This is a genomic window from Vibrio sp. HI00D65, assembly GCF_001635455.1.
Classification (GTDB): Bacteria; Pseudomonadota; Gammaproteobacteria; order Enterobacterales; family Vibrionaceae; genus Vibrio.
In genome coordinates this window covers 1-13,502 of record NZ_LWEH01000255.1, presented here as the reverse complement: position 1 = coordinate 13,502, position 13,502 = coordinate 1, and the positions used below count along the sequence as shown (strand labels likewise).

The window sequence follows — 13,502 nt, the reverse complement described above, 5'->3', positions numbered from 1 at the left end:
AAAAACACCCTACCGAAGTAGAGCGTTTCAAAAGCTTTAAGTTAACAATTCGCTTGGAATTATTGAACTTTAACGTTTTAAAGACCGCGTTCGTTATAAAAAGGGGGAGCTTTAGAACTTGGACCTTCTCCCCACCACTTTCTACAGACAAAAAATGCCCCGCATTAGCGAGGCATTCAAAGCTTAGATTAACAATTCCTTTGGTTTAAAAACCAGAGAGATTATTGACCTTTAACTTCTTTAAGACCGTTGTAAGGAGCTTTAGAACCTAGAGCTTCTTCGATACGGATTAGTTGGTTGTACTTAGCAACACGGTCAGAACGGCTCATAGAACCAGTCTTGATTTGACCTGCAGCAGTACCTACCGCTAGGTCAGCGATAGTTGCGTCTTCAGTTTCGCCAGAACGGTGAGAGATTACAGCTGTGTAACCTGCGTCTTTAGCCATCTTGATTGCAGCTAGAGTCTCAGTTAGAGAACCGATTTGGTTGAACTTGATAAGGATAGAGTTAGCTACGCCTTTCTCGATACCTTCAGCAAGAATCTTAGTGTTAGTAACGAATAGATCGTCACCTACTAGTTGAAGCTTGTCACCTAGTAGTTCAGTTTGGTGCTTGAAGCCAGCCCAATCAGACTCGTCTAGACCGTCTTCGATAGAAACGATTGGGAATTGGTTAGCTAGCTCAGCTAGGTAGTGGTTGAACTCTTCAGAAGAGAAAGTCTTACCTTCGCCTTTCATGTTGTAGATGCCAGCTTCTTTGTCGAAGAACTCAGATGCAGCACAGTCCATAGCTAGAGTAACGTCTTTACCTAGTTCGTAACCAGCAGCTGCAACAGCTTCTGCGATAACTTCTAGCGCTTCAGCGTTAGACTTAAGGTTAGGAGCGAAACCACCTTCGTCACCAACTGCAGTGCTGTAGCCTTTAGACTTAAGAACTTTAGCTAAGTTGTGGAATACTTCAGCACCGATGCGTAGACCTTCTTTAAGAGTCTTAGCACCAACTGGTTGGATCATGAACTCTTGGATGTCAACGTTGTTATCAGCGTGCTCACCACCGTTGATGATGTTCATCATTGGTAGAGGCATAGAGAACTGACCAGCAGTACCGTTTAGCTCAGCGATGTGCTCGTATAGAGGCATGCCTTTAGCTGCAGCAGCAGCTTTAGCGTTCGCTAGAGAAACAGCTAGGATAGCGTTTGCGCCGAACTGAGATTTGTTCTCAGTACCGTCAAGGTCGATCATGATTTGGTCAACGTCAGCTTGAGCTTTAGCGTCTTTACCAACTAGAGCTTCAGCGATTGGGCCGTTTACAGCTTCAATTGCTTTAAGAACACCTTTACCTAGGAAACGTGATTTGTCGCCGTCACGTAGCTCAAGAGCTTCGCGAGAACCAGTAGATGCGCCAGATGGAGCAGCAGCCATACCTACGAAACCGCCTTCTAGGTGTACTTCAGCTTCTACAGTTGGGTTACCACGTGAATCGATGATTTCACGACCTAGAACTTTAACGATCTTAGACATTGAATGTTTCCTTCTCGTTGAATATATAAATGTCAAATTTAAAGGTAGCAGCACAACTTACGCGGCTACCTGTATTCCTTTTACTTCTCTAACTCGCCGCGCTGGAACTCACCAGCCGCTTTAACGAAACCTGCAAATAATGGGTGACCATCGCGAGGTGTTGAAGTGAACTCAGGGTGGAATTGAGCTGCAACGAACCATGGGTGGTTCGGGTTCTCAATAACTTCAACCAGTTTCTTGTCCGCAGATAGACCCGATACTTTTAGGCCCGCTTTCTCAATTTGTGGACGAAGATTGTTGTTCACTTCGTAACGGTGACGATGACGTTCATGGATCGTCGCGCTACCGTATAATTCGTAAGCTTTCGTACCTTTCGCTAGGTGACAAAGCTGTGAACCTAGACGCATTGTGCCGCCTAGATCAGATGTCTCTGTACGCTCTTCAACTTTACCTTCGCCGTCTACCCACTCAGTGATTAGGCCAACAACTGGGTATTTAGTTTCAGAACAGAACTCAGAAGAGTGTGCGCCTTCCATTTTCGCAACATTACGAGCGTACTCGATAAGTGCTACTTGCATGCCGAGACAGATACCTAAGTATGGTACTTTGTTTTCACGTGCGTATTGAGCAGCAAGAATCTTACCTTCAACACCACGGTCACCGAAGCCACCTGGTACTAGAATTGCATCTAGGCCTTCTAGAATTTCTACGCCACGAGACTCAACGTCTTGTGAATCTACGTATTTAATATTAACGCTTAGGCGGTTTTTCAAGCCTGCGTGTTTTAGCGCTTCATTTACTGATTTGTATGCGTCTGGCAGTTCAATGTACTTACCAACCATACCAATCGTCACTTCACCCGTTGGGTTAGCTTCTTCGTAAATTACTTGTTCCCATTCAGACAGATCTGCTTCTGGAGCTGTAATGCCGAAACGCTTACATACAAGATCATCAGTACCTTGAGCTTTAATAAGCTGAGGGATCTTGTAGATAGAGTCAACATCGCGCATAGAAATAACTGCATTTTCTTGCACATTACAGAACAGAGCAATTTTCTTACGCTCATTCGAAGGAATGTTGCGGTCAGAACGACAAACTAGGATGTCAGGCTGAATACCAATAGACAGTAGCTCTTTTACAGAGTGCTGAGTCGGCTTAGTTTTCACTTCGCCCGCAGCTGCTAGGTAAGGTACTAGCGTTAGGTGCATGAACATTGCGCGTTCACGGCCTAATTCTACTGCTAGCTGACGAATCGCTTCCATGAATGGTAGAGATTCGATATCACCAACCGTACCACCAACTTCAACGATCGCGATATCGTGGCCTTCAGCACCAGAAATAACACGCTCTTTGATAGAATTGGTGATGTGTGGGATAACCTGAATAGTTGCACCTAGGTAATCACCGCGACGCTCTTTTGCTAGTACGTCTGAGTAAACACGACCTGCAGTGAAGTTGTTACGCTTAGTCATCTTGGTGCGAATGAATCGCTCATAGTGACCAAGGTCAAGGTCTGTTTCAGCGCCATCTTCCGTAACGAACACTTCACCATGCTGAGTCGGGCTCATAGTGCCTGGATCAACGTTGATGTAAGGGTCAAGCTTCATCATAGTCACTTTAAGACCACGAGCTTCTAAAATAGCCGCAAGAGATGCTGCAGCAATACCTTTACCTAGAGAGGATACAACCCCGCCAGTAACAAAAATGTAATTTGTCGTCATGTTTAACCTGAAATTGGTTGAATGAGGGAAATGGACTACTTCTGGACGGGATGAAAATATACCAGAAGCCCCTTATCGCCACAACGTGAAATCTATCACACCGCTATTTTTTATTTTTTGCTTCAAATCAATTCATGATAAAAGCTTTGGTTATCTTTTCTCCGCTACTTTTACCTCATCCCACATGGAATCAAGCTGTTGTAGTGAAAAATCGGTCAAACTTTTATCTTGTTGACGCACTTTTTCTTCCACCCCTTTAAAGCGACGTGAAAACTTCAAGTTGGCCTTATGGAGCGCCGACTCAGGGTTTTTACCTAAATGTCGCACCAAATTCACCGTTGCAAACAGCAAATCACCCAACTCTTCTTCAACCAAATCCTCGTTTGGTGTCACTTGAAGCGCCTCTTCCAGCACCTCATCCACTTCCTCTATTACCTTGTTTGCAACTGGGCCAATTGAGTCCCAATCGAAGCCATATTTCGCTACCTGCTTTTGAATCTTTGTAGCACGTGAAAGCGCAGGTAGAGAGTTTGGTATTGAGTCTAGAATACTTTCTTGAGTTTTGCCTACTTGTGCCTTTTCTTTGGCTTTTTCCGCTTCCCAGTTCGCATTGATTTCTTCGTCGCTAGCAAACTCGGCATCCGAGAACACATGAGGGTGACGGCGGGTTAGCTTCTCATTGATGCCATCAACCACATCTGAAAACTCAAACAGCCCCAGCTCTTTCGCCAACTGGCTGTAAAAAATCACCTGAAACAGTAAATCGCCAAGCTCTTCTTGCAGATTCGACCAGTCTTTGTTGTGGATCGCATCCACGACCTCATAGGTTTCTTCGATAGTATGCGGAACAATTGTTTCAAAATTTTGTTTTAAATCCCAAGGACAGCCATCTTTAGGATCGCGCAGCTTAGTCATGATCTGTTCAAGTTGTTCAATCGGGTGATTCATCATTGTCTTCCTATTACTGTCTTTGATTTTTAAATTTATAACGTCTTCTAAAACTAAAAAAGGTGAGCAGCCAAAACCACTCACCTTTATCTTTATTCGTCATCCTCAAGAGTGAAGAGTGAGCGAGTTGGGGTATCAAACCGCTTGGCGAGATCCCATATCACCTTCGTCACTCACTGAAGGGAATGACGAGAATGATACCAAGTATCATCCCAGTCTCTTGACGCTCATTACATCTTTGATCTGCTCGACTCGGCTCGTCACTCGACTCAGAATCTCAATATTAGTCACTTCTAAATCAAAATCCATTACCGATAGCTGACGCTTGTAATCGATACGGCTCTTCATTGTCGTCACGCTGATCTTCTCGTTAGAGAACAGTGAGGTGATGTCTTTTAACAAGCCATTACGCTCTAGAGCTTCAACACGCAGCGTAAGGATGTAAGAACCGACAAAGCCATTACCCCAAACGGTATCAATGATACGCTCTGGTGCGTGCAGGCTTAGTTCACTCAACTGCTCACAGTCGGCACGGTGAACCGAGATACCGCGTCCTTGAGTGATATAGCCTTTAATCAAATCACCAGGAATCGGCTGACAACAGCGTGCAAGATGCGTCATAAGGTTATCAACGCCTTCTACTACCACCGCGTCTTTCTTAGGACGACTCTGCTGTGCTGGCTTACTTTCCGACTCAAGCAGTTTCTCTAGCGCTTTCTTGTCTTCTTCTTCCGCCGTTGGCTTATTCACTAACGCATTGATGTGATTAACCACTTGGTTAATACGCAAGTCGCCACTACCAATACCTGCGTAGAGTTCGTCTGGCGTATTCACGTTAAAGCGTCTTAGTGCATATTGATCAGCATCTTTTAGCGTTGCGCCTACTTTCGCTAGCTCTACTTCCAGGATGTCACGACCCGCTTCTAGGTTTTTCTCACGGCTTTGTGCGCGGAACCAAGCGTTAATCTTAGCTCGAGCACGACCAGAGTGAACAAAACCTGTAGTTGGGTTTAGCCAATCACGAGACGGGTTCGGCTCTTTCTGCGTAATGATCTCAACTTGATCGCCCATCGATAGTTTATGAGTGAACGGTACGATACGTCCCGCTACTTTAGCACCGATACAGCGGTGTCCGACCATTGAGTGGATGTGGTAAGCGAAGTCCAACGGGGTTGCGCCCATCGGTAAGTCGACCACGTCACCACGTGGGGTAAATGCGTATACACGGTCATCGAAGACTTGACTACGTACTTCATCCAGCATCTCACCGGAGTCCGACATCTCTTCTTGCCAGTCGATAAGTTTACGCAACCAAGTGATTTTTTCATCGTAGCCACTACGACCACCAGAAGAGCCCTCTTTGTACTTCCAGTGCGCCGCCACACCAAGCTCAGAGTCTTCGTGCATCTGCTTAGTACGGATCTGAATCTCAATAGTCTTGCCTTCAGGACCAAGGACTACGGTATGAATCGACTGGTAACCATTTGGCTTAGGGTTCGCCACATAGTCATCAAATTCGCTCGGTAGGTGTTTGTATTTGGTGTGCACAACCCCAAGACCAGCGTAGCAGTCTTGTAGCTGGTCAGCGATGATACGTACCGCTCGCACGTCAAAAAGCTCATCAAAGGCCAAGCCTTTCTTCTGCATTTTGCGCCAGATACTGTAGATATGTTTTGGTCGACCGCTCACTTCAGCGTTGATGTTTGAACGCTGCATTTCTGCAGTTAAGTCATCAACGAAGTCTGTGATGTATTGTTCACGAACGATACGGCGCTCAGAAAGCTGTTTGGCAATTTGCTTATAAGTGTCTGGCTGCTGATAGCGGAAGGCGTAATCTTCGATTTCCCACTTAAGTTGACCAATACCTAAACGGTTGGCCAGTGGTGCGTAGATGTTAGTACACTCTTTTGCTGCCGCTCGGCGCACAGCATCAGGGGCCTTTTTCACCTCGATGAGGTTACAGATTCGCTCTGCAAGTTTGATAACTACGCAGCGGAAATCATCAACCATGGCCAATAGCATGCGTCGAACGTTATCAACCTGACCCGAGGCAGCACTTCCTTCAAGGGTTACGTTTAGCTGGCCCAAGGCCGCCATTTCTTCAACGCCGTCAATCAGCTTAACAATTTCTTTGCCGTAGCTTTCTTCGAAGGCTTCGCGCTCAAACACGCCACTTGATACCACTGGGAAGAGTTGTGCGGCGACTAATGTTGCACGATCCATCGACAGCGTAACCAAGATTTCAATCATCTCACGTCCACGCCATAGCAAGAGTGATGCTTGCTCGTGATCTTTTAATAGCTCTTCACAGTGACGGTAAACTTTGTTCAGTTTATTCGAGGTTTTTGCGTCTTGTTTTAATGACGCAATCCAACTTTCTAGCTCAAACTGTTCGCTTGGGTTTAAATGTGCGCTTCGTACCGCAACCATCGTGCCTTCCTAGTTATTCTGTTTTATACCCAATTCAATATGACTAACTGGTTCCAAGTTAGTTCGACCATATTGATATCAGCGCAAATATCCCTGCGCCTTTGTCATTCATTTTTAAGCCTTATTTAAGGGCCTTTAAGCCTTGATAAAGAGAGCCATCGATTCTAGATGGCTGGTGTGTGGGAACATATCCAACATACCAAGTTTGGCTAATTGGTAGCCTTGCCTTTCTAAGCTCTCTGAATCTCTAGCTAGAGTAGCAGGATTACACGAAACATAAACCACACGCTTCGCTCCTAATGCTGAAATTTGATCAACAACACCACTCGCTCCAGCACGAGCTGGGTCCAGTAAGATTTTATCAAATTTCTCTTTCGCCCAAGCTTGTACAGATAGGTCTTCTTCAAGGTTCGCTTGGTAAAATTCGGTGTTACTCAACTGGTTCAATTTGGCATTAGATGTGGCTTGCTGAACCATCTCATCGACACCTTCAACCCCAACCACAAACGCCGACTGTTGAGCGATAGGTAGACTGAAGTTACCTAAGCCACAAAACAGGTCCAGTACTCGCTCATCCGCTTTAGGTTCTAACCATTCAATCGCTTGAGCCACCATCTGCTGGTTGACCTTCTGGTTCACTTGAATGAAGTGGTTTGGCTCAAAAGGTAAGGTAACGCCCGTTTCGCTGTAGCTAGGCGCATCACCAATCAGGCGGACCAACTTGTCTGTCTCTGGCATTGAGTACAGTATCACACCTTCTTCTTTCGCCAACGCAATCAATGCTTGCTCATCTTTTTCAATCAAAGGCTTGAGGTGGCGTAGCACCATTACCGGACAAATATCACCCAATACTAATTCAACATGTCCTAAAGACGTAAGGTTGCTGAAAGTGTTGAGTAAATTTTTCACCTTTGGCAGCAATACATTTAGGCGAGGATCAAGCACGGCACAATCGGTGATGTTTTCTATCTGCTTGCTCTGCTTCTTACGAAAACCGAACTGAAGCTTGTGCGTTTTCTTATCAACAAACAAGCTGATACGCGCACGACGACGATAACCCGTTTCATCACCTACAATCGGTTGAGCCATCTCTGTCTCATCCGTCTTATATTGATTCATCAAGTGCGTAAGAGATTGTGTCTTGTGGTCTACCTGAGACTGATAACCAAGGTGTTGGAGATGACAACCGCCACACTGATTAAAGTGTTTACAAAAAGGCTTTAGACGTTGTTGGCTTGGCTTCAGCAATTTGATGAGTTTCGCGCGTGCAAACTTACTTTTACTCTCAGTAAGCTGAATAACCACCTGTTCACCGGGCAATGCGCCATCAATGAAAACCGGTTTGTTTTTCTGATAAGCGATGCCAGCGCCATTGTGATCCATTCGTTCAACCAAAACCGATTGATGCTTGGTCTCGAGTTGAGTTTTCTTTTTTGGTTGGAAAAAACGTGCCATTGCTTGTGCCTAATGTATCTTTTAATAAGTAATTGGTATCCAGGACTCACTATTCTGTCTTGGAATCATTGTCGAACGTCACGGCTTTGATTAAGCTTACCGTTCACTTAACCGCCATTGTGTGCGTTATTTTCCCATATCCAGACCTCGATGTAATTAAAGAACATGACCAGATATGGCTTAAGAGCCCGTGTAATTACCTTAACTCTAGCTCCAACCCTGATTATTGGGCTGCTATTGAGTGCATTTTTCTCATTTAACCGCTATCAAGACCTTGAAGGTCAGGTGGTTAACACAGGTACTAGCATCATTGAACCACTGGCAATTGCGAGTGAATCTGGCATGCAACTCGAAAGTCGAGAGTCTGTTCGTCAGCTAATCAGCTATGCACATCGAAAGAACTCTAAGCTGGTCCGCAGTATCGCGGTGTTCGATGATCGTCATGAATTGTTTGTAACCTCAAACTTTCACCCTGATTTCGAAAGCCTGACTTATCCAAAAGATAAACCGATTCCTCATTTAAGCTCTTCTGACCTACTCGATAACACACTGATTCTCCGAACCCCGATTATTGCAGAAGGCCAGTACATCAACTCGACTAACGGTCAGTCTCAAGCCAACCAAGCTATTGGTTATATTGCGATTGAGTTGGACCTTTCTTCACTTCGTTTGCAGCAATACCAAGAAGTCTTCTCTGCTTTCTTAGTGTTGATTCTTGGACTGGGTCTTTCTGGTGTTTTCGCTTTCCGCTTGATGCACGATGTAACTCAACCGATCACGCACATGAAGAATATGGTGGACCGAATTCGTCGTGGTCACTTAGACGTTCGTATCGAAGGCAAAATGCACGGTGAGTTGGACTCGCTGAAAAACGGTATCAATGCGATGGCAGTATCGCTATCAGAATATCACGTCGAAATGCAGCACAGTATCGACCAAGCTACTTCGGATCTACGTGAAACTCTTGAACAGCTAGAGATTCAAAACGTTGAGTTAGACATCGCGAAAAAACGTGCACAAGAAGCAGCACGTGTTAAGTCTGAGTTCTTGGCCAACATGTCTCACGAGCTAAGAACACCACTCAACGGTGTGATTGGCTTTACTCGCCAGATGCTTAAAACTCACCTGTCGAACAGTCAGACGGATTACCTACAGACCATTGAACGTTCAGCGAATAACCTACTCAGTATCATCAACGATATCTTGGACTTCTCGAAACTTGAAGCCGGCAAACTAGCCCTAGAAAACATTCCATTTGAGTTCCAAGCAAGCCTAGAAGAGGTAGTGAACCTTCAAGCAACCAACGCTCATGAGAAAGGCCTAGAGCTTACCCTTAAGATCGACCCTAAAGTGCCTGCAGGCGTTGTAGGTGACCCACTGCGTATCCAACAAATCCTGACTAACCTAGTGGGTAACTCAATCAAGTTTACCGAGCGTGGTAACATCGATATTAGCGTTGAGTTACGTTCACAAAGCGAAGACAACATCGAACTGCAGTTCATGGTTCGTGATACGGGTATTGGTATCTCTGAACGTCAGCAAGCCCAACTATTCCAAGCCTTCAGCCAAGCTGATGCAAGTATCTCTCGTCGCTATGGTGGTACAGGCCTAGGCCTGGTTATCACCCAAAAACTTGTGAGCCAAATGGGCGGTGAGATCAGCCTAACCAGTCGCCTACACCAAGGTTCCACTTTCTGGTTTACGCTAAGGCTATCAACCACTGATATGCCGATGACAGAGCTAATTGAGACTCAATGTCTGCAAGACAAGCAACTACTGCTTATCGAGCCAAACATGCAAGCGGCTTCGATTACTCAACAAATCCTGACCCAAGAAGGCTTAGTCGTTACCTATCGTTCGGTGATGCCTGACGAGTCGACTTCGTACGACTACGTACTGCTGAACCTCGCAGCCAACCAAGACTATCAGTTTGATACAGTCAGCGGTTGGGCTATTGGCGCGAAGAAAATTGCTCAGAACGTGATCATTGGTACACCGAGTACCGAGCTCGCACTTGGCGAACAATTGATGAAAGAAGTTGATGTTCAATGCATCACCAAACCTCTTTCACGTAAGAAGCTGCTGCAAACTCTGGTGTCGAGCCAAGCGCCAACCTTGATTGCTCCAGCAATTGAAACCCACTCGGAAGAGAAGCTGCCACTAACTGTAATGGCTGTAGACGACAACCCAGCCAACCTGAAGCTTATCACCGCACTACTTAAAGAACGCGTTGAAACCGTTATTAGCTGTACCAGTGGTCAACAGGCTATCGACAAAGCCACTGAGACTCAGTTCGACATCATCTTCATGGATATTCAGATGCCAAAGATGGATGGCGTCACCGCTTGTCAGAACATCAAAAAGCTCGCCAACAACGCCAACACACCTGTGATTGCTGTTACCGCACACGCCATGACAGGCGAGCGCGATAGGCTGCTAGAAGCTGGCATGGATGACTACCTGACCAAACCAATTGAAGAGCATGTGTTACAGCAAGTATTGATTCATTGGAGCCCAACCTCTGAGGTTGAGCACATCGAAAAGATAAATCCAGATCACCCTGCAGTCTCAGCCGAGGTCGACAACAGCCAAGTGTCTGAGAGTAACGTGAGCGTGCACAAGAACATCATCATTGATTGGCAAGCTGCGATGAAGCAAGCCGCCAACAAAGAAGACCTCGCACGCGATATGCTGCAGATGCTGGTCGACTTTATACCTGAGGTGTATGACGCGGCGGAGAAAGCGATCGAAGACACGGCTTACCCTGTGGATCAGCTGATACACATCATCCACAAAATGCATGGCAGCAGCTCATACAGTGGCGTACCAAGGCTTAAATCGGTCTGTGCCACAATAGAGAAAGAGCTGCGCTCAGGTACTTCGATTGAAGATATCGAGCCAGAGCTTTTTGAACTTCAAGACGAGCTCGATAAGGTGCAAGCGACCGCTATTCACTACCTAAAACCAACCAGTGATTAAACCGGCTTAGCCTTAAATTTCAGGTAGAAAATAGCAGAGCCTGCAAACCTAATACCGAGTAATTAAATGGAGTGGTTGATTGAACACCCCTCTAAAGATGTCAAAATACGAACGCTCCTTTAACACTCAGATTTTATATTTATCGGACAAGACCTTAATCAAATCCATAAACTTCTATCAAGGGCATCTCTCAGGGTATCAACTCTTTTGTCCACAGAACTCATGAGCAATGCCTCTAAAGAGTTGAGGGGGCGAATATTTGAAAACGTAGACAACCAATAGCAATGGTGGAGTTGTATTGAGAACAGCAGACACTAGAGCAAATAATAAGATGACGGATATCTAATAACTCTTAGCGAGAGCTACCCACGGCATGAATCTGCCCAGTTGTTTGTTCAACTGCGCTTCATAGAGCTCAGCATCTAAAAAGTTAGGTTAACTTTACGCTCCCTCTAATCGGCGTTGTTGCCTAAATTAGTTGAACCTTTTCCAAGTCCTGCGATCTGATCATTTGAAACGATTGGAATGGTGGTGATATGGGTAAATCAAACAAGAAGATAACTAACTGCGCGGAGTACAATAAGGCTCTTTGTAAACGTGGTTCGGTTACATTCTGGATAGATGATTCAGCCGTAGATGCATGGCGATGCGAAACCCATCATGGTAAGCGTGGGAGAGGCTTTCAGTACTCTGATACATCGATTGAAACCGCCTTGATGATTAAGTGCATCTTCTCTCTTCCTTTACGCGCTCTTCAAGGCTTAATCGACTCTATCTTTGAGCTATTAAATGTTCCACTAACGTCCCCTGACTACACCTGTATCAGTAAACGCTCGAAGACAGTTACAGTTCAGGTCAAATATCGCAATAAATCGAGAGGGGCTATTCGCCATATAGCCACTGATTCTAATGGCCTCAAAGTCTTTGGTGAGGGTGAGTGGAAAGTGAAAAAGCATGGTGCAGAAAAACGTAGGACATGGCGTAAACTGCACTTAGCTGTAGATATGGATACTCACGAAACGATGAGGGCGGAAGTCAGTCTTGTAAATGTAGGCGATAGTAAAGTGTTACCGACGTTACTCAACCCACTACGTAGAAAGGTCGCTGCCATATCCGCCGATGGAGCATATGACACAAAAAATTGCTACGAGACTCTGAAAAATAAAGGCTGTACTCCGTTAATACCGCCTCGAAAGAATGCAGCTCTTTGGGAAGACGGTCATCCCAGAAACAAAGCGGTAATGGCTCTGAGAGATGGAACAATATCGGAGTGGAAAACAGAGTCTGGTTATCACTATCGTTCAATATCTGGGACTGCTATGTCCCGATATAAAGGACTAACAAGCGGTGAATTAAGCTTGAGATGTTACAACGCTCAAGTGGGCGAAATCATGGCGAATGTCAAAGCGATTCACAAAGTCATAGGACTAGGTATGCCTGTTAGAAGCTAACGGCTAGCTACATATGGTGTCGTTGATCTTCAAGCTGATTAGATCAACAACGCCAGTTACTACTCTCACCTCAATTGGCAAGCATAATAATTTCAGGAGCACTTATATAACATATTACTTTCTAAAGTTTGCATACTCACCATCCACTGCTGTTTTTTTTGATTTTTCCAGTCAAGTCTTCATTCCGACTAAATAAATGACTTGCTTGGGCCTAATAACGACGCAAGGTTGTAAGGACAATTCGATTAGATATGGTTAAGCCTAATTTTAATTCGACAACTCCTTGTGGCCCTCTTATATCGCATAGAAACATACAATTCACTATGAGTACTGACGTGATAGCTAAATCACAGATCTAAGTGCCCTATACTGCGCTCCTTCTAATTGATTTGCAGCTAGCCACCTAACCGCTTCCTTAAAATTTACACTACCGAGCGGGAGTCAAGGTTTTTTCTTAAAAAGTCAGGATGTATAAAGAAAAAAATCAAAAAAAAAGATTTACTGACAAAAAAACAAGTGCAACTAATTGCACTTAAACCAAGTGCAATGTACATTCACCAACCCACTAAATAGTAAACAATAAATACACAGAGGGAATAATGAAAGAACTATCAAATAAAGAGATTATGCTGGTTGTTGGTGGCGAAAGAAAAGGTGATGGTGGTGATGGCGAAACTCGCTTTGACGCTATTCGCGAGGCCGCAAAAGTAGCGAAATGGGCATGGAATAGGAATTGGGTTAAGCTTCTCACGCACTCTGAAAAGTTAAATGTAGGGGAACAAGAATTCCTAGACAATATGCGCCGAGAGCAAGGCCGAGAGGAACGCCGACACGGATACAATAATAGACAAGGGCATTACAGACGTGAGGGGGGCGGTCGCCTGATCGAACGCTAATCTATTTATAATTCCAAATAATAAAGCCTATTTAAAGTAGGCTTTTATCATATTTAAAATTAATTATATATTAAAATATCTTTAATCTTATCACTTTATGTA

General features: G+C 44.8%; 8 protein-coding genes. 3 read left to right on the top strand and 5 right to left on the bottom strand.

Annotated features, from left to right (window positions below; genetic code table 11):
- Positions 1–221: 221 nt before the first annotated feature.
- The 5 genes from eno to rlmD all read right to left on the bottom strand — a co-directional run bounded on the left by eno (position 222) and on the right by rlmD (position 8,074).
- Positions 222–1,520: a phosphopyruvate hydratase gene (gene eno, locus A3712_RS17040; RefSeq protein WP_063524392.1), complete on the bottom strand. Its 1,299-nt coding sequence runs from the start codon at positions 1,518–1,520 to the stop codon at positions 222–224.
- Positions 1,521–1,600: 80 nt separating this feature from the next.
- Complete coding sequence (locus A3712_RS17035; protein ID WP_063524391.1) at positions 1,601–3,241, bottom strand: CTP synthase; 1,641 nt, start codon at positions 3,239–3,241, stop codon at positions 1,601–1,603.
- A gap of 150 nt (positions 3,242–3,391) precedes the next feature.
- Positions 3,392–4,189, bottom strand: coding sequence for a nucleoside triphosphate pyrophosphohydrolase (gene mazG / locus A3712_RS17030; RefSeq protein WP_063524390.1), 798 nt, complete (start codon positions 4,187–4,189; stop codon positions 3,392–3,394).
- A 207-nt stretch (positions 4,190–4,396) separates the two neighbouring features.
- Positions 4,397–6,619, bottom strand: coding sequence for a GTP diphosphokinase (gene relA, locus A3712_RS17025; RefSeq protein ID WP_063524389.1), 2,223 nt, complete (start codon positions 6,617–6,619; stop codon positions 4,397–4,399).
- A gap of 135 nt (positions 6,620–6,754) precedes the next feature.
- Entirely contained in the window at positions 6,755–8,074 is a 1,320-nt protein-coding gene (gene rlmD, locus A3712_RS17020) for a 23S rRNA (uracil(1939)-C(5))-methyltransferase RlmD (protein ID WP_063524388.1), read from the bottom strand.
- A gap of 165 nt (positions 8,075–8,239) precedes the next feature.
- Here rlmD and barA point away from each other — a divergent pair, with 165 nt between their 5' ends.
- The 3 genes from barA to A3712_RS17005 all read left to right on the top strand — a co-directional run bounded on the left by barA (position 8,240) and on the right by A3712_RS17005 (position 13,400).
- Positions 8,240–11,053: a two-component sensor histidine kinase BarA gene (barA, locus tag A3712_RS17015; protein WP_063524387.1), complete on the top strand. Its 2,814-nt coding sequence runs from the start codon at positions 8,240–8,242 to the stop codon at positions 11,051–11,053.
- A gap of 536 nt (positions 11,054–11,589) precedes the next feature.
- On the top strand, positions 11,590–12,504 hold the full coding sequence (locus A3712_RS17010) for an IS5 family transposase (protein WP_063524386.1): 915 nt from the start codon (positions 11,590–11,592) through the stop codon (positions 12,502–12,504).
- A 599-nt stretch (positions 12,505–13,103) separates the two neighbouring features.
- A complete protein-coding gene (locus A3712_RS17005) occupies positions 13,104–13,400 on the top strand; it encodes a hypothetical protein (protein WP_063524385.1) in 297 nt (98 codons plus the stop codon).
- The last annotated feature ends 102 nt before the right edge of the window (positions 13,401–13,502 follow it).

Excerpts from the sequence above, each read along its gene's own strand:
- eno (WP_063524392.1), bottom strand. The coding sequence starts at position 1,520 with ATGTCTAAGATCGTTAAAGTTCTAGGTCGTGAAATCATCGATTCACGT.
- A3712_RS17035 (WP_063524391.1), bottom strand. The coding sequence starts at position 3,241 with ATGACGACAAATTACATTTTTGTTACTGGCGGGGTTGTATCCTCTCTA.
- mazG (WP_063524390.1), bottom strand. The coding sequence starts at position 4,189 with ATGAATCACCCGATTGAACAACTTGAACAGATCATGACTAAGCTGCGC.
- relA (WP_063524389.1), bottom strand. The coding sequence starts at position 6,619 with ATGGTTGCGGTACGAAGCGCACATTTAAACCCAAGCGAACAGTTTGAG.
- rlmD (WP_063524388.1), bottom strand. The coding sequence starts at position 8,074 with ATGGCACGTTTTTTCCAACCAAAAAAGAAAACTCAACTCGAGACCAAG.
- barA (WP_063524387.1), top strand. The coding sequence starts at position 8,240 with ATGACCAGATATGGCTTAAGAGCCCGTGTAATTACCTTAACTCTAGCT.
- A3712_RS17010 (WP_063524386.1), top strand. The coding sequence starts at position 11,590 with ATGGGTAAATCAAACAAGAAGATAACTAACTGCGCGGAGTACAATAAG.
- A3712_RS17005 (WP_063524385.1), top strand. The coding sequence starts at position 13,104 with ATGAAAGAACTATCAAATAAAGAGATTATGCTGGTTGTTGGTGGCGAA.